Consider the following 18,232-nt stretch of genomic DNA (forward strand, 5'->3'; position numbering starts at 1 on the left):
CCTCAGGCAAGGCGGCAGATCGGGATGAACTCCGGGCTGTCCTCCGCCAGCGCCGCCCCCGTCCAGTCGCCCAGCCATGTCTCGACCGCAAGCCCGGCTGCGGCGATCTGCGCGGTCAGATGGTCCAGCGCGGGAAACGCGATCCGCGCCCCGGCGGTGAACTCTTGCCCGGTGGCGGCCACGCGATAGCTGGTCCGGTAGGCCAGAACCCCGCTCTTCTCGTCCCAATCCACGTCATCCCACGCCGTGATGGGGCCAAGCTCCGGGTCGTCGAAGCCGCGCCGCGACAGGTCGGGACGCCAATCCTCCCATTCCCGGCGCGCAGGGTTGCGGCTGTCAAAGACGAAGCAGCCGCCGGGCGCCAGATGCCGCGCCACCGCCGCCAGCGCCAAGGCCCGGTCCTGATCTGTCAGCAGCGCCTGAAACGCATGGCCGGTCATCACGATCAGGTCGAAGCGCTGGCCAAGGTCCAGCCAGCGCGCATCCGCCTCTACCCAGCGCACCCGCGCGGCCCCGGCCTTCCGGCGCGCGATCTCCAGCATGGCTCGCGCCGGATCGGCACCCGTCACCGCCGCCCTCTGCTCTGCCGCGATATGGATCGCCAGATCGCCGGTCCCGCAGCCAAGGTCGAGGACCGCCGCCTTGCCCGCCGCCAGCCTCAGACAGAAGGTCCGGTCCGCGGTCCAGCCATTATCGAGGTCATAGAACCGCGCCAACGCCGCGTCGCGGTAAAGCCCCTCATCCATCGCCAAACCGCGCCGCCCAGGCGGGCGTCACATCGCCGGGCCGCGGGGCGGCAAGGTAGACCCCCCGCGCGATGGCCCGCGCAAGGCAGACCGCCGCCGCGTGGCCGATCAGGAACGGCTCCGTCACCGGGTCCTTCAGCGCCCGCGCCCCGGTTGCGGCGGCAAAGACCAGATCACCGTCGAAGGGCGTGTGCGAGGGCACGATGGCGCGCGCCATCCCGTCATGCGCGGCGATTGCCATCCGCTGCGCCTGCGCCTGCGTCAGCGCCGCGTCGGTCGCCACGATGGCGATGGTCGTCGCCTCGCCCGCGCGCTTCATCAGCATCGGCTCCGCCGCCGGATCGTGGGCGCGCGCGGTTCCAAGCCCGCCGAACTCACCCCCCATCTCCCAGGGCGCGGCCCAGAATTCGGGTCCATCGCCCACCGTCACCCGGCCCAGCGCATTGACCGCGACCAGCGCGCCCACCGTGACGCCGCATTCCAGCACGACAGAGGCCGACCCCAACCCGCCCTTCAGGTCATGCACCATCGCCCCGGTCCCGGCCCCGGCGGTTCCCAGCGCGAACTCCTCCCCCGCCGCTGCCAGCGCGTCTTGGCCCAGCCGCTTGTAGGGGTTCTCCACCCAACCCTTGTCACCCCCGTTCAGCAGATCGAACAGGATCGCCCCCGGCACGATCGGCACCCGCTGCCCGCCAACCTCGAACCCGCGCCCCAGCGCCCGCAACCCGTCCGCCACGCCCGAAGCCGCGTCCAACCCAAAGGCCGAGCCGCCCGACAGGACCAGCGCGTCCACCTCCTGCACCAGCTTGTCGGGCGCCAGCAGATCCGTCTCCCGCGTCCCCGGCGCGCCGCCCATGACATGCACGGCGGCGGTAAAGGGCCGCTCCCCCACCAGCGCCGTCACCCCGGTGTGGATGGTGTGATCCTCGGCATTGCCGACCCGCAGGCCCGCCACGTCGGTGATCAGGTTCAGCGCGCCCGGCCGCATCAGATCCGGTCCTTCCGTGCGGCCGTCGCGGCATCGCCGGTATTGGGCGTGCCGCGCGGCTCGATCAGCAGCAGCGTCGCCTCCCTCTCTGCCCTCGGCCGGTGTCGGACCCCCTTCGGCACGACGAACAACTCGCCCGGCCGCAGCACATGGGTCCGGTCCTCCACGTCCAGCAGCACCTCCCCGTCCAGCACCAGGAAGAAATCGTCGGTGTCGGGATGGTCGTGGAACGGAAACTCCCCCTCGACCTTCACCACCATGATGTCATTGCCGTTATACTCCGCCACGACCTTCGGGTCCCAATGCGTCGCGAAAAGCGCCAGTTTCTCGGCGAGGTTGACGACCTTCATCCCTTGTCCTTCTTCGTTGCTGAAATACTCCACGGGGGTCCGGGGGTGTGAAACCCCCGGCGCCGCCCTCAGATGCAGCGCCCGCCATCGACCTCCATCGCCACGCCCGTCACCATCGACGCCTCGTCCGAACACAGGAAACAGGCCGCGTTGCCCATGTCCTCGGGCGTGGAAAAGCGCCCGATCGGGATGGTGGACAGGAACTTCGCCCGCATCTCCGGCGTGTCCTCGCCCATGAAGCTTTTCAGAAGCGGCGTGTCGCCCGCGACCGGGCAGATCGCGTTGACGCGGACGCCCTCGGGCGCGAGTTCCACCGCCATCGTCTTCGTGGCGGTGATCATCCAGCCCTTCGAGGCGTTGTACCAGTTCAGCCGCGGCCGGGGCGACAGGCCCGCGGTGGAGGCGACGTTCAGGATCGCGCCGCTTCCCCTTGCCTTCATCCCCGGCACGAAGGCGTGCGCGGTCAGAAAGACGGATTTGCAGTTGACGGCGAAGACGCGGTCGAACTCCGCCTCATCCACCTCTTCCATCGGTGCGGGCAGGTGGGTGATCCCGGCATTGTTCACCAGAATATCGACCGGGCCAAGCGCGTCGGCCGCCCGCGCCATTGCCAGAACGCTGTCGCTGTCAGAGATATCGACCCCGCAGGCCACCCCGCCGATCTCCTCCGCCACGGCCCGCGCCGCCGTCTCGTTCAGGTCCGCCACCAGCACCCGCGCGCCCTCGGCGGCGAATTTCCGCGCGATGCCCGCGCCAAAGCCGGACCCCGCGCCGGTGACAATCGCCGTCTTTCCCGAAAGCCGCATCCGCCCCTCCATCTTCAATCCTCCGACACCCTGCCCGATCCTTGCGCAAACGCAAGCCCGCCGCCGCATCGCCGCTGGGCAGGGGGCACGGCCCGGTCTAGACTTGTGATCGCAGCAGGGAGGGTCCCATGACCGGCAAGATCCATATCGGCATCGGTGGCTGGACCTACGCGCCGTGGCGCGGGACGTTCTACCCGGCGGACCTTACGCAGAAGCGGGAGTTGGAATACGCGGCCACCCGCCTCAGCTCGATCGAGATCAACGGCACTTACTACGGCTCGCAAAAGCCCGAGAGCTTCGAGAGATGGCGCGACGAGACGCCCGACGGTTTCGTCTTCGCGGTGAAGGGGCCAAGGTTCGCGACCAACCGCCGGGTTCTGGCCGAGGCAGGCCCCTCTATCGAGCGCTTCTTCGACAGCGGTGTGATGCGGCTGGGCGAGAAGCTTGGCCCGGTGAACTGGCAGTTCATGGCGGCCAAAAAGTTCGACCCCGAGGATTTTGCCGCCTTCCTGGCGCTTTTGCCGAAAACGGTCGAGGGGCGGGCCATCCGCCACGCTGTCGAGGTCCGCCACGACAGCTTCCGCGCGCCGGAATTCGTGGCACTTGCCCGCGCGCATGGGGTGGCCGTGGTGACGGCGGGGGACAGCGGTTTTCCCCAGATCGCCGATGCCACCGCGCCCTTCGCCTATCTCAGGATCATGGGGACGACCGAAACGGAGCCTGCGGGCTATTCCGACGCCGCGCTTGAGGTCTGGGCAGCGCGGCTGCGGGCCATCGCCGGGGGAAACCCGCCCGAGGGGCTGGCGACCGTGACCGAACCGCCCGCGCACCCCGCTGCCCGCGACGTGTTCCTTTATGTCATTTCGGGCCACAAGGTCGCCAATCCCGCCGCTGCGATGCGGCTTCTCGACCTGCTCGGCTGACCGCGCCATCCGTCACGCGCTGTCCTGCCATGCCGCCGGAATGACTGGCGTCGCGGCGATAAGGCGCTGCGTATAGGGATGCTCTGGCCGGGCAAAGACAGCCTCGGTCGCGCCTTCCTCGACGATCCGGCCCGCTTTCATCACCAGCACCCTGTCGGTGATGGAACGCACGACCGACAGGTCATGGCTGATGAACAGGTAGGCAAGGCCATGGCTTTCCTGCAACCGGGCCAGAAGGTCCAGCACCTGCGCCCGCACCCGCACGTCAAGGGCCGATACTGCCTCATCCAGCACGATCAGGTCGGGGCGGATGATGAGGGCGCGGGCGATGGCGATCCGCTGGCGCTGCCCGCCGGAAAATTCGTGGATATATTTGCCCATGTCGGCGGGTGACAGCCCGACCTCTTCCAGCGCCGCCGCGACGCGGTCGCGCGCGTCCTTCGGTTGGCCCGTCAGGTGGAACGGCTCGGCCACCAGCCGTTCGACACGGTGGCGCGGGTTGAAGCTGCCATAGGGGTCCTGAAACACCACCTGCATCTTCGCGCGCAGGTCGTGCGGCATGGTGTGGCCGGGCGTGACCTCTTGCCCGTCCAGCCGGATCGTGCCGCCCTGGATCGGATCGAGACCGAGGATCGCGCGGGTCAGCGTGGACTTGCCGCAGCCGCTTTCGCCCACAAGGCCAAGGCTTTCGCCCCTGCGGATCGTCAGGCTGACCCCGTCGACGGCGCGCAGGACGGGCGGCTTGGCGAAAGGCGAGGGGCGCGGAAGGATATATTCGCGCACGGCCCCTTCGACCGACAGCAGCGTTTCGGGGCGGGTCTGCGCCCTGCGCTGTGGCTGATGGGCGGAGGCGGCGAACAGGCGGCGGGTATAGTCCTGCGTCCGCGTGCGAAACAGCGTCTCTGTCGCCCCTTGCTCCACGATCCGGCCGTTCTGCATGACCGCGACACGCGCCGCCATGCCCGCCACGACGGCAAGGTCATGGGTAATCAGCATCAGCGCCATCCCCTCATCCCCGGTCAGCCCTTTCAGCAGGTCGAGGATCTGCGCCTGTGTGGTCACGTCCAGCGCCGTGGTCGGTTCATCCGCGATCAGAAGCTTCGGGCGCAGCGCGATGGCCATGGCGATGGCGACCCGCTGGCGCTGCCCGCCCGACAGTTCATGCGGGTAGCGCGACAGCGGAAAGCGATCCTCGGGCAGGCCCACGCGGGCCAGCTTTTCCCGCGCCACGTCGCGCGCCTCTGCCCGGCTGGCGGCACGGTGGATCAGCAGCGTTTCGGCCACCTGATCGCCGATGGTCTTCATCGGGTTCAGCGCCGTCATCGGTTCCTGAAAGATCATCCCGATCTCATTGCCGCGCAGGCCGGTCAGGGCACGTTCGGGCAGGGTCAGAAGGTCCCGGCCCATGAACTCCGCCCGCCCGGATGTCGTGGCGCCGGACGGCAGAAGCCCCATCACCGCCAGCGCGGTCATCGACTTGCCCGACCCGCTTTCGCCGACAAGGCCGAAGATCTCCCCGCCCGCGATGTCGAAGGCCACCCCCGACAGGATCGGCTTGCCGTGGATCGCAAGCGAGAGGTCATCAAGGCGCAAAAGGCTCATCCCGCGCGCCTCAGCCTTGGGTCGAGATGGTCGCGCAGCCCGTCGCCCAGCAGGTTCAGCCCCAGCACGGTCAGAACGATGGCAAGGCCGGGAAAGATCGCGACATGGGGGGCCAGCGTCACCATCGTCTGCGCCTCGGCCAGCATCCGGCCCCAGCTTGGCGTGGGCGGCTGCGCACCAAGGCCGACATAGCTGAGCCCCGCCTCGGCAAGGATGCCGAGCGAGAACTGGATCGTCCCCTGCACGATCAGAAGGTTGAGGATATTCGGCAGGATATGTTCGGCCGAAATGCGGGTGCGGCCCTTGCCCGCGACCTCTGCCGCGCGGATGAAATCGAGCGTCCAGAGCGACAGCGCCCCGCCCCGTGTGACACGGGCGAAGACGGGGATGTTGAAGATGCCGATGGCGATGATCGCGTTGGTGGCGGAGGGGCCGAAAACGGCGGTGATAAGGATCGCGATCACCAGCGAGGGGAAGGCAAAGATCAGGTCATTGCCGCGCATCACGACCTCATCGACCAGACCGCCCCGGTTGGCGGCGGCCAGCAGGCCCAGCGGCACCCCCAGCCCGACCCCGATCCCGACCGCGACAAGGGCCACTGCGATCGACGTCCGGGCGCCTGCCATCAGCATCGACGCGATGTCGCGGCCGAAGTGATCGGTGCCAAGCCAATGCGCGGGCGAGGGCGGTTTCAGCTTGTCCGCGATGGAAAGCGCGGTGACGTCGTAGGGCGTCCAGACCAGCGACACGAGCGCCGCGATCAGGGCCGCCAGAGACAGGATCAGGCCGAGGAAAAAGGCGACCCTCATGCCCGTTTCCTCAGCCTTGGGTCGATGGCGGCATAGGCGAGGTCGACAAGGAAGGTCACCAGGATCACCGCGAAGACGAGGATCATCACGACCGATTCCACCACGATCAGGTCGCGCTGCGTGATCGCCTGAAAGATCAGCCGCCCAAGCCCCGGAAGATAAAAGACATTCTCGATGATGATCGCGCCGGCGAGGAGGAAGGAAAACTGCATGCCCATGATCGTCAGCACCGGGATCAGCGCGTTGCGCAAGCCGTGGCGCAGCAGGGTCTGGCCGCCGGTCAGACCCTTGGCGCGGGCGGTGCGGATATAGTCCTGGCCCAGCGTCTCGATCAGGGCGGAGCGCAGGACACGGGCGAGGATGGCGGCTTGTGGCAGGGCGAGGGCGATGGCGGGCAGGGTGAGGGCGCGCAGGCCGGGCCAAAGCCCCTGATCCCAGCCGGGAAATCCCCCCGCGGGGAAGATCTGCCAATGCAGCGCGAAGGCCAGCACCAGAAGCATCGCGAACCAGAAATTCGGCAGCGCGATGCCGACCTGCGTCGCCCCCATCACCGCCGCATCCGCCACCTTCCCACGCCGCGCGGCGGCCATCAGCCCGGCCGGAAAGGCGACCAGCACGGCCAGCGCAAGGGCATAGAGCGCAAGCGGCAGGGAAACGGCAAGGCGCTGGATAACCAGTTGGGAAACCGGCGTTTTATAGGTATAGGACAGGCCGAAATCGCCCTGCACCATGCCCGTTATCCAGTTCAGGTAGCGCACCGGCGCCGGGGCATTCAGCCCTAACTGGTCCTTCAGCGCGGCGACGGTTTCGGGCTTGGCGTTCAGGCCCAGCATGTAGGACGCCGGATCGCCCGGCACCACCTCGATCACCGCGAAGATCACCAGGCTCGCGACCACGAGACTGAGCGCGAGAGAGATCAGGCGTCTGAAGAGATAGCGAGTCATCCGGCCCCTTCCTTGCGCGAGGCTAGGGGGAAGCGGGCGGGCGGTCCAGAGGGTCGGAGGGGGCGTCGGGACGGTGTCGGGATGCTGTAGGGGGCGCGTAGGGTTTTTGTAGCTACGGGCGCGCGTCGGGCTTGAAGCGGATTTCCGGGTCTGCGACGCGCAGGCCGATCTCGCTCAGCCCGAAGTAGCTTGTCCGGGCGGTCGCGGTGAGGAGGTCGCCGGGGAAGACGGTATGCTCCACGAGTGGTTGGTCCGGCGGGGCGGCCGCCTGTCGGTAGGGGCGATAGGCGAGGCCGGGCAGGATGAAGGCCAGCGTGTAGAGCAGCGCAAAGCCGAGGCAGAGCGCAAGGCCGGTGCGCGACCCTATGAGCATGACCGCCGGGAACAGGATCAGGAACAGGACCAGCGTTGCAAGAAAGGCGATCAGCCCGCGTGTGCCGGACCGGGAGGTTTGCCGCAGGATTGCGCGGCGCAAGGTCGGCACGGCAAAGACGCTGGCGCAGACGAGATAAACGGGCGCCGCGATCGCGGCGAAGGTTGTGAACCCGGTGGGGTCTGACAGCCCGGCGACGGCCTTGAAGGCGAACCTGAGCCCGAGCAGGGCGAGGGATAGCGCGCTGAGGATCGTGGCAAGCCGGATGATCGTTGAAGACATGCCTTGCGCCGGTGAAGTTTCTGACCGGGATGGGTTTCGCCGCCGGTCTGTCCGGGCCTTGATGGCGGTCGGGGACGCGGGGTGTCAAGCTTGGGGTATCGCCCCAGCCCGGAACAAGGCGCGGTACGCGCCGCCGGGCCAGCGCCCGACCGCCCCGGAGGGCGGGCGCTTTTGCGAGGTTGCATGGCCAGACCGGCGTCGGAGGTGGTCGGCACCATAAAGTGCTGTCCTCGACCGTTGCGGCGCCCGCCCGCGGTCGGGCGCTGGCCCTTTATTGTGCGGTTGGTGGGGATGGTGGGGATGGTGGGCTGAAGGCCCACCCTACGGTGATCCCCGAAGCGCGGTCGTTCCTCCGCCGACACCGTCCTGTCGCTTTCCGGCTAGTCTCCCCCGCCGCCGCCCGCTACAACGCGCTTGAGCCCGCGGCGATGGCGTCGCCGCAGGGGCCTTTCGCGCCCCGAGGCTTGCGGAGAGGTCCGCCTGAAGTCCTGTACGCCGGGACCTTTCGGGGTCCGGGCTGTCTCCAGACCCCCGCCATGAGGTCTGATATGGAACGTCCACAGCAGTACAAATTTCATCAGGGCGACCGCGTCCTGCCGTTCGAGCGCGCCGAATACGATCTGCGGATCGGCGGGCTGCGCGTGATGATGGATGCGATGGATGTGGAGGCAGTGGTCTTCACCTCGATGCACAACATCGCCTATTACTCGGGCTTTCTCTATTGCTCCTTCGGGCGGCCCTATGCGCTTGTCGTGACGGCGAGCGAGGATGTGACGATCAGCGCGGGGATCGACGCGGGCCAGCCGTGGCGGCGCTGCCATGGCGACAACATCACCTATACCGACTGGACCCGCGACAATTACTGGCGCGCGATCCTGTCGGTGACGGGGCCGGGCCGGGCGATTGGCTATGAGGCGGACCATCTGACGTTGATGCAGGCGGAGAAGCTGAAGGCGTTCCTTGCGCCGTCGAAGCTGGTTGATATCGCCCCGGCGACGATGCGGCAGAGGATGATGAAGTCACCGGCGGAGATCGCGCTGATCACGCACGGCGCCAATGTCGCCGACGTGGGCGGCCATGCGATCCGCGAGGCGGTGAAGGAAGGCGCGCGGGAGATCGACGTGGCGATGGCGGGCCGTGACGCGATGGAGCTTGAGATCGCGAAGCGCTTCCCCGAGGCGGAGTATCGCGATACCTGGGTCTGGTTCCAGTCCGGGATCAACACCGACGGGGCGCATAACCCGGTGACGGCGCGGGCGTGCCAGGTGGGCGATATCCTCAGCCTGAACACCTTCCCGATGATCTCGGGCTATTACACCGCGCTGGAACGGACGATGTTCCTGCGCGAGGTGGACGCCGCCAGCCTGAAGATCTGGGAGGCGAATGTGGCGGCGCATGAGCTGGGGATGAGCCTTCTGAAGCCCGGTGCGCGCTGTTCGGACGTCACCGCGCAGATCAACGCCTTCTTCGAGGACCGCGACCTTCTGCAATACCGGACTTTCGGCTATGGCCATTCCTTCGGGGTGCTTTCGCATTACTACGGCCGCGAGGCGGGGCTGGAGCTGCGCGAGGATATCGACACGGTGCTGGAACCCGGCATGGTGATCTCCATGGAGCCGATGCTGACGATCCCTGAAGGGCAGCCGGGCGCGGGCGGCTACCGGGAACATGACATACTTGTGATCACCGAAGAGGGCGCCGAGGACATCACCGGCTATCCTTATGGGCCGGAATTCAATGTGGTTGGCTGATTTGCAACGCTTGCCGGGGCCGGGCTGCGGGGCGGTTGCAACCGCCCCCAGTGATGATAGGGATGAAGACAGGCAACCGCGCGTGGATTCCCCGATGATTGATCTTACCCAGAACCGCCGAGCCTTCCTTGGCCTGGCTGGAACCGCCCTTCTGACGGCCTGCGCCCCGCGCACGCCGAGCGACGTGTTCTCCCAGACCTCGCCCGAGGGGACGACCGAGAGTTTCACCCCGGTCGAGGGCTATGGCACGATCGTGGATAACGGCTACACGCTGCCTGCGGTGCCGCCGCAATACCTGCAATGGCCGAACCGGCGGCAGGTCGTCTATTACGAAGGCAGCGCCGTGCCGGGGGATATCGAGATCGACCCCTATGCCAAGTTCCTGTACTACGTCATGGATAACGGCACCGCCTGGCGTTACCCGATCGCGGTCGGGCGCGCGGGTCTCAGCCTGAAATCGACGACGGTGATCCGGCGCAAGAAGGAATGGCCGGGCTGGCAGCCGACGCGCAACATGCTGCGCACCCAGCCCGATGTCTACGGCCCTTTCGCGGGCGGGGTTCCGGGCGGTCTGGCCAGTCCCCTGGGCGCGCGGGCGCTTTATCTCTACCGGGGTGGCAAGGACAGTTATTACCGTATCCACGGCACCAATGACCTTGGCTCCATCGGCAATTCGGGGTCGGCCGGGTGCATCCGGCTTTTCAACCACGACATCATCGACCTTTATGACCGCGTCTCGGTCCCGACGACGGTGAAGATCCGCAGCCAGGAAGAATCGCTGCGCATCGTCGGGCCGGAGTTCAGCCCGCGCGGCGTGGAACTGCCGCCCAAGATCGTGTCGCCGGAATCGATCTACGGCGCGACGGATATCGCGCTGGATCAGTGAACCGCTGCTTCATAGCCGGATGACGTAGTCCTTCCGGGTGGTCTCGATCACCTCCCATGTCCCGGAAAATCCGGGGCGCAGGATGAAGCTGTCACCGGCCTTCAGCGGATATTCCGTGCCGTCGGCGGCGGTGATGAGCGAGCGCCCGGCAAGGATGCGGCAATATTCCCATTCCTCGTAGCTGACCCGCCACTTGCCGGGGGTGGATTGCCAGATGCCGCAGTAAAGCCCGTCCCGCTCCTCGACATTCCACGTCGTGTGGACCGGGTCGCCGGAGATCACCTTTTCGGGCGCGGGGCGTTCGACCTCCGGTTCGGCGGCGGAGGGGGTGAGGTAGAGGAAGTCGGGCATGGTTGGTCCTGTAAATAGGGGGAAACGGCCGCGAACCCACTCGCGGCCGTTGGTCGTGTCGGTCAGTTGGTTGTGCCGGTCAGCGCCTCAGTCAACCCAATGCACCGCCGTCAGGTCGTTGGCCTGGGTGGGCGAGTTTTCCCACAGCCCTTCGATCTTCGCGTTCGCCACACCGGTCTTGGCAAGCTGGAAGAGGTAGGCGTTGACGTAGTCCTTGGCGATCATCTCCTGCGCCTGTTTCAGAAGGTCGGAGCGCGCCGCCGGGTCGGTGGTTTTCGTCAGCGTCTCCATCAGCGCCACGAAATCCGGCTTGCCATAGCCGAAATAGTAATCGGGGCGGGCGTAGATGTTGATGTCCATCGGCTCGGTATGGCTGACGATGGTCAGGTCGAAGTCATGGCCCTTGAACACCTGTTCAAGCCATTGCGCCCATTCGACATTGGTGATCTCGGTCTTGATGCCGACGGCGGCCAGTTCGGCCGCGATGATCTCCCCCCCGCGGCGGGCATAGGTGGGGGGCGGCAGGGCAAGGCGAAGGGTCAGGTCGGAGACGCCCGCCTCGGCCAGCAGGGCCTTCGACTTTTCCGGGTCATAGGCGGACAGGCCGGTCAGATCGACGTAATCGGGATTGTGCGGCGCGAAATGGGTGCCGATGGGCGTGCCATAGCCGAACATCGCGCCGTCGATGATTTCCTGCCGGTTGATGGCATGGGCGATCGCCTCGCGCACCTTGACATTGTCCAGGGGCGGCTGGCGGTTGTTCATCGCCAGGATCGTCTCCCCCTCGGTCGAGCCGACGATGACCTTGAAGCGCGGATCGGTCGAGAATTGCGCCAGCGTCTCGGGCGCGGGAAAGTTCGGGAAGGCATCGACATCGCCCGCCATCATCGCCGCGAAGGCGGCGGTGGGGTCGGAGATGATGCGGAAGGTGGCCTTCGACAGTTGGGCGGGGGTCCCCCAATAGCCGTCATAACGGCTGATCGTGATATGGTCGCCCTGCGCCCATTCGTCGAACTTGAAAGGGCCGGTGCCGACGGGGTGCGTCGCCTCATCCGCGACCGATTCCGGCGCGACGATCACGGCGTCGCCCCAGGCCATGTTGAAGGGGAAGCTGCCGTCGGCGTCCTTCAGCGTGACGGTGACGGTGGCGGGGTCGATGACCTCGACCGTGTCGATCCCGGCGAAAAGCGCCTTTTGCGCATTGGCGCTGTCCTCGGCGCGGGCGCGGTCGAGCGAGAATTTCACGTCCTCGGCGTCAAAGGCGGTGCCGTCATGGAAGGTGACGCCGGTGTGAAGATGGAAGGTATAGGTCTTGCCATCCTCCGACACGTCCCAGCTTTGCGCGAGCGCGGGCAGGACCGCGCCATCGGGGCCAAAGCGGGTCAGGCCTTCGAAGATATTGGCATAGACGACCTCATCAATCGCGGCGGCGGCGCCGGCGGTGGGGTCGAGGTTTGGCGGCTCAAGCACCATGCCGAGGGTGATCGTGTCCTGCGCCGACAGGGCGGCGCCGGCCGACAGCGCCAGCGCGGCGGCGGTCAGGGTCAGGCGGTGGAACATGGTGCGACTCTCCTGATGGTCCGGCCCGGGCCGGGCGATTGGCGCCATCTTTGGACGTTTTCCCCCGCCGATCAAGAACTTGCCGCGACACGCCGTGCTGGAAACGATGCTGCGGTGCAGCTATGATGGCGTGACGCCGAAACGGGGGAGGACCTGGGATGAGCGTGACAGGACAGGTGAAGCGGCCGGTCCCACCGGACATTCGGGCGCGGAAGGGCGGCACGCCGCTGGTGATGCTGACGGCCTATACGACGCCCGTCGCGCGGCTGGTCGATCCGCATTGCGACATGGTGCTGGTGGGCGACAGCGTGGGCATGGTGCTGCATGGTCTGCCTTCGACCCTTGGCGTGACGATGGAGATGATGATCCTGCACGGGCAGGCGGTGGCGCGCGGGCTGGAGCGCGCGATGCTGGTCATCGACATGCCCTTCGGCTCCTATGAGGAGGGGGAGGCACAGGCCTTTCGCAATGCCGCGCGGCTGATGGCAGAGACCGGGGCGGCGGCGGTGAAGCTTGAGGGCGGCGCGCATATGGCGCCGACCATCGCCTTCCTGACGGCACGCGGCATCCCGGTGATGGCGCATATCGGGCTGACGCCGCAGGCGGTCAACACGCTGGGCGGTTACCGGGTGCAGGGGCGTGGTGAGGATGCCGACCGCATCCGGCGCGACGCGGTGGCGGTGGCCGGGGCGGGGGCGTTCTCGGTCGTGCTGGAAAAGGTGCCGGAGGTGCTGGCGGCGGAGGTGACCGAGCGGCTGGATATTCCCACCATCGGCATCGGCGCCTCGGCCCGCTGCGACGGGCAGGTTCTGGTGGTCGACGACATGCTGGGGCTTTTCACCGCGTTCCGGCCGAAATTCGTGAAGCGGTATGGCGAGCTGGGCGCGGCGGCGGACGCGGCGATCGCGGCCTATGCCGAAGAGGTGCGGGCGCGGACCTTCCCGGCGGCGGAGCATGTCTTTGGCGAGGAGGCGCGCAAGTGACCGAGGTGATCCGAAGCGCTGCGTCGCTGCGCGAAAAGGTGTCGGCCTGGAAACGGTCAGGGATGCTGGTCGGCGTGGTGCCGACGATGGGCGCGCTGCATGACGGGCATCTGAGCCTTGCTCGCGCGGCAAGGGCGCAGTCGGACCGGGTGATCGTGACGATCTTCGTCAACCCGATGCAGTTCAACAACCCCGAGGACCTGAAGAAATACCCCCGCGACGAGGCGCATGACCTTGCGCTTCTGGAGGCCGAGGGGGTCGATGTCCTGTTCGCGCCGGGGCCGGAGGAGGTTTACCCCGAGGGGTTCGCGACCAAGGTGTCCGTCGCGGGTGTGTCCGGGCCGATGGAGGGCGCGTTCCGGCCCGGCCATTTCGATGGCGTGGCGACGGTGGTGACGAAGCTGTTCGGCATGACCCAGGCCGGGCGGGCGTTCTTCGGCGAGAAGGACTGGCAGCAGGTGCAGGTGGTGGAGCGGCTGGTGAGAGACCTGAACATCCCGATCCGCATCATCCCCTGCCCGACGATCCGCGAGGCGGACGGGCTGGCCATGTCGTCGCGCAATGTCCGGCTGACGGCGGAGGAGCGCGCGCTGGCCCCGGCGCTGCATGGCGCGATGCAAGGCGCGGCGGCGGCGATCCGGGGCGGCGCGCCGGTCGAGGCGGCGCTGGGCGAGGCGCGGGCGGCGGTGCTGGCGGCGGGGTTTTCGGGCGTCGAGTATCTCGACCTGCGCGATGCCGAGACGCTTGAGGTCGCCACGGCGCTTGACCGCCCGGCGCGGCTTCTGGCGGCGGCGGTGTTGGGTGAGGTGCGGCTGATCGACAATATCGCCGTGTGAGGGCGGTTTCCGCGCCTGTCGGCGCGGACCCGCGTGGGGGCGCTGCCCCCACACCCCCGGAGTATTTGGACAACGAAGAAAATCAGGGGGCGAGAAGTTCGGCAAGGACGAGGGCCATGACCTTCGCGCTGTCTTCCATATCGGTGATGCCGACCCATTCGTCGGGTTGGTGGGCGAGGTCTAAAACGCCCGGCCCATAGGCGATGCAGTTCTTCAGCCGTCCGATCCGGTCGATATGTTTCTGGTCGTAGGTGCCGGGCGAGACGACGTAGCCCGCGTGTCTGCCCAGCACCTTTTCGATGGCGGCGGCGGTGGTGCGGACGACGGGGGCGTCCTTTTCGGTCATCGTGGGGCGGACCTCGAAAAGGTCGCGGATGTCGTATTGGAAGTTCGGGCGTTCGGCGCGGATCTTTTCCAGCAGCGCTGTGACCTCGCGTTTTACCTCGGCCAGATCCTCTTCGATCAGATAGCGGCGGTCGATCACGATGCGGCAGCGGTCGGGGACGCAGGGGGCGGGCAGGCCGGTATAGTCTTCCTCCTGCTCCTTCTCGCCGCCGTGGATGGAGTTGATGTTGAGCGTGGATTGCTTTGCCCCTTCGGGGATCACCGGCATCGCGGTGCGCTTGGTGGCGAGAAGGGGGAAGAGTGTCCTTTCCATCTCTTCCAGCACCGCGCCCATGTGGCGGATGGCGCTGTCGCCGAGGAAGGGCATGGAGCCGTGGGCGATGCGGCCCTTCGTCTCGATCTCGGCCCACCAGACGCCGCGATGGCCAAGGCAGATGCGGTCCTTGTGCAGCGGTTCGGGGATGATGACGTGCTGGACGCGGGCAGGGTCGAAGCGGCCCTGTTCGGCGAGATAGGCGACGCCGCCATAGCCGCCGGTTTCCTCATCTGCCGTGGCGCTGATCTCGATCGCGCCGCGGAAATCGGGGCAGGCGGCGATGAAGGCCTCGGCGGCGATGATGCTGGCGGCGAGGCCACCCTTCATGTCGCAGGACCCGCGGCCATAGATGCGGTCGCCCTCCACCTCGGCGCCGAAGGGATCGCGGGTCCAGCCATGGCCGACCTCGACCACGTCGTGATGGGAGTTGAAATGGACGCAGTCGCCGTGTCGGGCGCCCTCTTTCCGCGCGACCATGTTCCAGCGCGGGTGGGCGGGTGAATCGCCCGGTGCGCCCTCGGCCCGGATCAGATCGACGGTGAAGCCCTGTCGGCCCAGACGGTCCGCGAGATATTCGCAGATTTCCAGATAGTTGCGGCCCGGCGGGTTCAGCGTCGGAATGCGGATCAGGTCCTGGGTCAGTGCGACCAGATCGGCGCGGCGCGCGCCGATCCCTGCGATGATCCTGTCTTCCGCTTCGGAGGTCATGGCGAAACCCTAGCGCGGCGGCTCCGGGCCGGCAACGGCAAGAAAAGCGGATGACGTCACGGGCGCGATGCACTAGTTTTTCGGCCGGGCGATCTCGACAAACCGTGTCGGGGTCACAATATCGTGTGAAGGCGTTTAACATTGGAGGGCCGGATGGCCGATTTCGAAACCCAGATCCTGGAAAGCCAGCGGCAGGTGTCGGAGGCGCAGTCGCGGATTTCCGAACTGACGGCCAAGATCGATTCCGCGAAGACGAAGCTGAACGCGGGTCAGGACATTTCCATCGACATCGAGAATGCGACGCTGGACGACGTTCACAAGCATACCGAGCTGATGAACGCCAACATCGCCGAACTTATCATGGGCCTTGACGACGTCACGGCGGGGTTTTCGAAGGACTTCGACGAGATGCGATCGAAGACCGGGTGGGAAAGCTTTGTCGGCATGTTCTCCAAAGGCAAGTCGGAATCGATGCGGCAGGAGCGGCTGCGCGAGGCGACGATCGACGACAAGTTGCAGGACCTGATCGCCAAGTCGGACACGATCGTGAAGCTTCTGGAGGGGCAGTTGGCCGTCCTCAACGACCACAAGGCCAAGGTCGAGACCAACCTGACCGGCACGCTGAGCGAGCGTGAGGTGACGGTGGGCGAGCTGGAGAGCCTGCGGGCCGAGATTCAGACGATGGACCCCAGGATCATCGAGCTTGAGAACAAGATTTCCGTCGAACAGGACGCGGCGGCGCGCACCAAGCTGGAAAGCGAGCTGGCGGAGCTGAACAAGCAGTACAACGCCATGGTGCAGGACGAGCAGGTGAAGCTGGCCAAGTCCCAGACGCTGGAGCGCTATATCGAGAAGGGCAAGACCTGGGTGGATTCGCTGCAAAATCAGGCGGCGACGCAGATGGTGCTGATCAACAAGTTGCAGACGGATACGAAGCAGCGGGTGGTGCTGTACGACGCCCTGACCAAGAGCTTGAAGACCGCGCAGCAGCAGGACGTCGCGCACCGGATCAACGAGATCGGGGTGAAGACCGACCAGGAGGCGCAGGCCGCCATGGCCGGGATCGGCGCGGCCACCAACACGCGGATGGCCGAGATGATGGAGGCCCATGAGGACCAGATGGTCTTTGCGCGCAAGGTGCTTGAGCAGAAGGCCAAGGCGGATGAGCGGTTCGCGCGGCGGTTCCAGGCCATCGTCGAGAAGCACGACAAGAACCTGTATGGGGGCCAATGAGGGCCGTTTATCAGGCGCGGATCGCCATGATGTTCGGTGCGGGGCTTCTGTTGCTTGGCACGTTGAAGCTGGTGTTCGCAACGGGTGAGGGGGCCGCGCCGTTCCTGGGCGCCGGGACTTTCGTCTTCGGGGTCGGAGGGGTTCTTCGGCTCTGGATGCGGCGGCAGTGGCTGGCGGCGGACGGGACCGCCGATACAGACATCGCGGCCGCGCGAGGGCGTCTTCTGAACGGCCCCCTCGGCGGTTTCTGGGCCTTCTGGCTGGGCGTTTCGCGGGATGGTATCCAAAGTGACTGACCTTGACCTGACCACCGACCACAAGGCGCTGGACGACGACCTCGCCGCGCGGCGGTATTTCGCGAAGTTCGAGACGATCACGCGGCTTCTCTCCGGCGTGGCCGGGGAGATGGAGAAGGACAAGTCGCTTTCGGCCATGGATGCAGAGGTGCTTGAGACCTACATCCGTGCGATTTCCTGGAGTTTTCAGGCGCTGAGCCTGAAATACCTTGTCTCCGGCAGGCTTGACGGGATCGGGCAGAAGCATCTGACCATCGACTTTCACGAAAGCGGGTTCCCGGTCTTTCAGGAAATCGTGACGATGGCCAACGATGCCGCGCAGGCGGAGAAGCATCTGACGACGATGGCGGGCGAGGCCGAACTCAAGGACGAGATGGTGCGCCGGATCGTGGGGGAGAGGGTAGTGCCGACGAAGCTGCAATACGCTCTGTCGCAACGGCTCTACTATGAGGCACTTCTGAAAGGCTGGCTCTTTTTTGCGCAGATGCACCCGGAGGTCGAGTTCATCTCTGATGTCTCAGGTGGACGGCGCGGGTATCTGGTTCACTGGGCGGTCTATGACAGCCAGCTCAACGTGCCGGTGATCTATCTGATGGAGGTCGTGGACTCCGGTCGCAAGGCGCTGCCGCGCGATGAGACGCGCTGGCCTGCTGTGCAGGCGCATCTTCTGGCGCAATCGGTCGGAGCTCTGAAGCTTCTGACCATCGCCAAGGGGTTCGATACGGATTTCGACGACCTGCATCCGAAGCGGCTGCGGCGCATTTACCTTGGCCCGATGTATTCCGCGGCCTTCACGCTTCAGACCGGCGCGATGCGCGAGGTTCTGGACGAGGCGAAGGCAGGACCGGGGGAGGATTGGGCCCTGGCCTGGACGGTCGAGGAACTGGTGAGCGAGCGGGTGGAGGTCGAGGAGGGCTGGTTTTCCAGGACCGAGCGCGAGGTCTTCCGGCTTGACCCCTTCGCGGCGCAGGGGGCGGAGACGGGGGCGACGCGGATCACGCGGTCCCTGATCCTGCCGCAGCGGCCGTTTCAGGTGCTGGCCGAGAAGGACCCCGAGGGGTTTCGGGCGCTGCGCAAGTTTGTCGTGGGGAAAGAGGGCCGGGTGCTGGTTTACGGATAGCGCCGGACCGGGGCGGCGCCCCGG

Annotated in this window: 19 protein-coding genes; 8 read left to right on the top strand and 11 right to left on the bottom strand. The window is 66.6% G+C overall.

The window, feature by feature from the left end; genetic code table 11:
* Window positions 1-2: 2 nt before the first annotated feature.
* From LX70_RS12825 to LX70_RS12840, 4 genes are all read right to left on the bottom strand, one after another.
* A complete protein-coding gene (locus LX70_RS12825) occupies window positions 3-746 on the bottom strand; it encodes a class I SAM-dependent methyltransferase (RefSeq protein WP_105515169.1) in 744 nt (247 codons plus the stop codon).
* Window positions 739-1,734 carry a P1 family peptidase gene (locus LX70_RS12830; RefSeq protein ID WP_105515170.1) on the bottom strand — a complete coding sequence of 332 codons (996 nt, stop codon included), beginning with the start codon at window positions 1,732-1,734 and terminating at the stop codon, window positions 739-741. The genes LX70_RS12825 and LX70_RS12830 overlap by 8 nt, the downstream gene beginning before the upstream one ends.
* Window positions 1,734-2,084, bottom strand: a complete 351-nt coding sequence (locus tag LX70_RS12835; RefSeq protein WP_105515171.1) for a cupin domain-containing protein — start codon at window positions 2,082-2,084, stop codon at window positions 1,734-1,736. Before LX70_RS12835 ends, LX70_RS12830 begins: the two co-directional genes overlap by 1 nt.
* A gap of 68 nt (window positions 2,085-2,152) precedes the next feature.
* Complete coding sequence (locus LX70_RS12840; RefSeq protein ID WP_105515325.1) at window positions 2,153-2,890, bottom strand: SDR family oxidoreductase; 738 nt, start codon at window positions 2,888-2,890, stop codon at window positions 2,153-2,155.
* A gap of 128 nt (window positions 2,891-3,018) precedes the next feature.
* Between LX70_RS12840 and LX70_RS12845 the strand changes: the two genes are divergently transcribed.
* Window positions 3,019-3,813, top strand: coding sequence for a DUF72 domain-containing protein (locus LX70_RS12845; RefSeq protein WP_105515172.1), 795 nt, complete (start codon window positions 3,019-3,021; stop codon window positions 3,811-3,813).
* 12 nt (window positions 3,814-3,825) lie between these two features.
* On the opposite strand, the gene LX70_RS12850 is transcribed toward LX70_RS12845, so the two are convergent.
* The 4 genes from LX70_RS12850 to LX70_RS12865 all read right to left on the bottom strand — a co-directional run bounded on the left by LX70_RS12850 (window position 3,826) and on the right by LX70_RS12865 (window position 7,823).
* The gene (locus LX70_RS12850) at window positions 3,826-5,415 is read right to left on the bottom strand and encodes an ABC transporter ATP-binding protein (RefSeq protein ID WP_105515173.1); all 1,590 of its coding nucleotides are present in this window, start codon (window positions 5,413-5,415) and stop codon (window positions 3,826-3,828) included.
* The gene (locus LX70_RS12855; protein ID WP_105515174.1) at window positions 5,412-6,224 is read right to left on the bottom strand and encodes an ABC transporter permease; all 813 of its coding nucleotides are present in this window, start codon (window positions 6,222-6,224) and stop codon (window positions 5,412-5,414) included. Before LX70_RS12855 ends, LX70_RS12850 begins: the two co-directional genes overlap by 4 nt.
* The gene (locus tag LX70_RS12860; protein ID WP_105515175.1) at window positions 6,221-7,168 is read right to left on the bottom strand and encodes an ABC transporter permease; all 948 of its coding nucleotides are present in this window, start codon (window positions 7,166-7,168) and stop codon (window positions 6,221-6,223) included. The genes LX70_RS12855 and LX70_RS12860 overlap by 4 nt, the downstream gene beginning before the upstream one ends.
* A 112-nt stretch (window positions 7,169-7,280) precedes the next feature.
* Entirely contained in the window at window positions 7,281-7,823 is a 543-nt protein-coding gene (locus LX70_RS12865) for a hypothetical protein (protein ID WP_105515176.1), read from the bottom strand.
* Between the two features lie 548 nt (window positions 7,824-8,371).
* Between LX70_RS12865 and LX70_RS12870 the strand changes: the two genes are divergently transcribed.
* A complete protein-coding gene (locus tag LX70_RS12870; RefSeq protein WP_105515177.1) occupies window positions 8,372-9,574 on the top strand; it encodes an aminopeptidase P family protein in 1,203 nt (400 codons plus the stop codon).
* 94 nt (window positions 9,575-9,668) lie between these two features.
* Window positions 9,669-10,460: a L,D-transpeptidase gene (locus LX70_RS12875; RefSeq protein ID WP_105515178.1), complete on the top strand. Its 792-nt coding sequence runs from the start codon at window positions 9,669-9,671 to the stop codon at window positions 10,458-10,460.
* A gap of 9 nt (window positions 10,461-10,469) precedes the next feature.
* On the opposite strand, the gene LX70_RS12880 is transcribed toward LX70_RS12875, so the two are convergent.
* Window positions 10,470-10,811: a cupin domain-containing protein gene (locus LX70_RS12880; RefSeq protein ID WP_105515179.1), complete on the bottom strand. Its 342-nt coding sequence runs from the start codon at window positions 10,809-10,811 to the stop codon at window positions 10,470-10,472.
* An 87-nt stretch (window positions 10,812-10,898) separates the two neighbouring features.
* The gene (locus tag LX70_RS12885) at window positions 10,899-12,371 is read right to left on the bottom strand and encodes an ABC transporter substrate-binding protein (protein WP_105515180.1); all 1,473 of its coding nucleotides are present in this window, start codon (window positions 12,369-12,371) and stop codon (window positions 10,899-10,901) included.
* A gap of 158 nt (window positions 12,372-12,529) precedes the next feature.
* Here LX70_RS12885 and panB point away from each other — a divergent pair, with 158 nt between their 5' ends.
* The gene (panB, locus tag LX70_RS12890) at window positions 12,530-13,354 is read left to right on the top strand and encodes a 3-methyl-2-oxobutanoate hydroxymethyltransferase (RefSeq protein WP_105515181.1); all 825 of its coding nucleotides are present in this window, start codon (window positions 12,530-12,532) and stop codon (window positions 13,352-13,354) included.
* Entirely contained in the window at window positions 13,351-14,190 is an 840-nt protein-coding gene (gene panC, locus LX70_RS12895) for a pantoate--beta-alanine ligase (RefSeq protein WP_105515182.1), read from the top strand. The genes panB and panC overlap by 4 nt, the downstream gene beginning before the upstream one ends.
* Window positions 14,191-14,272: 82 nt before the next feature.
* Here panC and LX70_RS12900 read toward each other — a convergent pair whose 3' ends face one another.
* The gene (locus tag LX70_RS12900; RefSeq protein ID WP_105515183.1) at window positions 14,273-15,559 is read right to left on the bottom strand and encodes an acetylornithine deacetylase/succinyl-diaminopimelate desuccinylase family protein; all 1,287 of its coding nucleotides are present in this window, start codon (window positions 15,557-15,559) and stop codon (window positions 14,273-14,275) included.
* A 153-nt stretch (window positions 15,560-15,712) separates the two neighbouring features.
* Here LX70_RS12900 and LX70_RS12905 point away from each other — a divergent pair, with 153 nt between their 5' ends.
* The 3 genes from LX70_RS12905 to LX70_RS12915 are packed head-to-tail and all read left to right on the top strand — an operon-like array spanning window position 15,713 to window position 18,208.
* Complete coding sequence (locus LX70_RS12905) at window positions 15,713-16,792, top strand: coiled-coil domain-containing protein (protein ID WP_105515184.1); 1,080 nt, start codon at window positions 15,713-15,715, stop codon at window positions 16,790-16,792.
* Entirely contained in the window at window positions 16,789-17,088 is a 300-nt protein-coding gene (locus LX70_RS12910; protein WP_105515185.1) for a hypothetical protein, read from the top strand. Before LX70_RS12905 ends, LX70_RS12910 begins: the two co-directional genes overlap by 4 nt.
* Window positions 17,081-18,208: a hypothetical protein gene (locus LX70_RS12915; protein ID WP_211301713.1), complete on the top strand. Its 1,128-nt coding sequence runs from the start codon at window positions 17,081-17,083 to the stop codon at window positions 18,206-18,208. The genes LX70_RS12910 and LX70_RS12915 overlap by 8 nt, the downstream gene beginning before the upstream one ends.
* The last annotated feature ends 24 nt before the right edge of the window (window positions 18,209-18,232 follow it).

Source organism: Albidovulum denitrificans, from assembly GCF_002973535.1.
Lineage (GTDB): Bacteria > Pseudomonadota > Alphaproteobacteria > Rhodobacterales > Rhodobacteraceae > Albidovulum > Albidovulum denitrificans.

Bases quoted from the DNA above. Each gene is read 5' to 3' on its own strand.
- LX70_RS12825 (WP_105515169.1), bottom strand. From the start codon at position 746: ATGGATGAGGGGCTTTACCGCGACGCGGCGTTGGCGCGGTTCTATGAC.
- LX70_RS12830 (WP_105515170.1), bottom strand. From the start codon at position 1,734: ATGCGGCCGGGCGCGCTGAACCTGATCACCGACGTGGCGGGCCTGCGG.
- LX70_RS12835 (WP_105515171.1), bottom strand. From the start codon at position 2,084: ATGAAGGTCGTCAACCTCGCCGAGAAACTGGCGCTTTTCGCGACGCAT.
- LX70_RS12840 (WP_105515325.1), bottom strand. From the start codon at position 2,890: ATGCGGCTTTCGGGAAAGACGGCGATTGTCACCGGCGCGGGGTCCGGC.
- LX70_RS12845 (WP_105515172.1), top strand. From the start codon at position 3,019: ATGACCGGCAAGATCCATATCGGCATCGGTGGCTGGACCTACGCGCCG.
- LX70_RS12850 (WP_105515173.1), bottom strand. From the start codon at position 5,415: ATGAGCCTTTTGCGCCTTGATGACCTCTCGCTTGCGATCCACGGCAAG.
- LX70_RS12855 (WP_105515174.1), bottom strand. From the start codon at position 6,224: ATGAGGGTCGCCTTTTTCCTCGGCCTGATCCTGTCTCTGGCGGCCCTG.
- LX70_RS12860 (WP_105515175.1), bottom strand. From the start codon at position 7,168: ATGACTCGCTATCTCTTCAGACGCCTGATCTCTCTCGCGCTCAGTCTC.
- LX70_RS12865 (WP_105515176.1), bottom strand. From the start codon at position 7,823: ATGTCTTCAACGATCATCCGGCTTGCCACGATCCTCAGCGCGCTATCC.
- LX70_RS12870 (WP_105515177.1), top strand. From the start codon at position 8,372: ATGGAACGTCCACAGCAGTACAAATTTCATCAGGGCGACCGCGTCCTG.
- LX70_RS12875 (WP_105515178.1), top strand. From the start codon at position 9,669: ATGATTGATCTTACCCAGAACCGCCGAGCCTTCCTTGGCCTGGCTGGA.
- LX70_RS12880 (WP_105515179.1), bottom strand. From the start codon at position 10,811: ATGCCCGACTTCCTCTACCTCACCCCCTCCGCCGCCGAACCGGAGGTC.
- LX70_RS12885 (WP_105515180.1), bottom strand. From the start codon at position 12,371: ATGTTCCACCGCCTGACCCTGACCGCCGCCGCGCTGGCGCTGTCGGCC.
- panB (WP_105515181.1), top strand. From the start codon at position 12,530: ATGAGCGTGACAGGACAGGTGAAGCGGCCGGTCCCACCGGACATTCGG.
- LX70_RS12900 (WP_105515183.1), bottom strand. From the start codon at position 15,559: ATGACCTCCGAAGCGGAAGACAGGATCATCGCAGGGATCGGCGCGCGC.
- LX70_RS12905 (WP_105515184.1), top strand. From the start codon at position 15,713: ATGGCCGATTTCGAAACCCAGATCCTGGAAAGCCAGCGGCAGGTGTCG.
- LX70_RS12910 (WP_105515185.1), top strand. From the start codon at position 16,789: ATGAGGGCCGTTTATCAGGCGCGGATCGCCATGATGTTCGGTGCGGGG.